Source organism: Mesorhizobium sp. M2E.F.Ca.ET.209.01.1.1 (genome assembly GCF_004010375.2).
Lineage (GTDB): Bacteria > Pseudomonadota > Alphaproteobacteria > Rhizobiales > Rhizobiaceae > Mesorhizobium.
Genome location: NZ_SADP02000408.1, coordinates 1 through 373, shown reverse-complemented (window position 1 = coordinate 373; position 373 = coordinate 1). Strand labels below are relative to the sequence as shown.

Here is a 373-nt window from a genome sequence, read left to right as displayed (position 1 = left end):
CGGCTATGTACACCGCGAAGTTTTCCCGACCAAGCCGCCGAGTGTGGAATACAGCTTGACCGATCTCGGACGATCCATGTTTGCGCCCCTGCAGATGCTGGTCCAATGGGCCGAGCTCAACCATGACGCCGTGCGCGAGGCACGTGCCGCCTTCGACGCAGCCCAAACCTGAGGGGCGCGCCAAAGCGCCAACTTGATTTGACTGGTGTGTTGGGAGATTGTCCGGCCGGCTTGGCTTGGGCGGGCAATGAGCAAATTCCACGACATCGCGATTGCGGGCGCCGGGCCGGCCGGATTGGCGGCCGCGCTCTATCTCAAGCGGGCGGGGCACAAGGTCACCATATTCGAGCGCTTCGATGAGCCGAAGCCCGTC

At 63.3% G+C, this 373-nt stretch carries 2 protein-coding genes; both read left to right on the top strand.

Annotated elements, in window-relative coordinates; all coding sequences use genetic code 11:
- The coding region (locus EN852_RS36225; protein ID WP_135879716.1) for a helix-turn-helix domain-containing protein at positions 1-172 on the top strand (172 nt) is incomplete at its 5' end.
- Positions 173-247: 75 nt separating this feature from the next.
- On the top strand, positions 248-373 hold a 126-nt coding region (locus tag EN852_RS36220; RefSeq protein WP_135879715.1), incomplete at its 3' end, for an FAD-dependent oxidoreductase.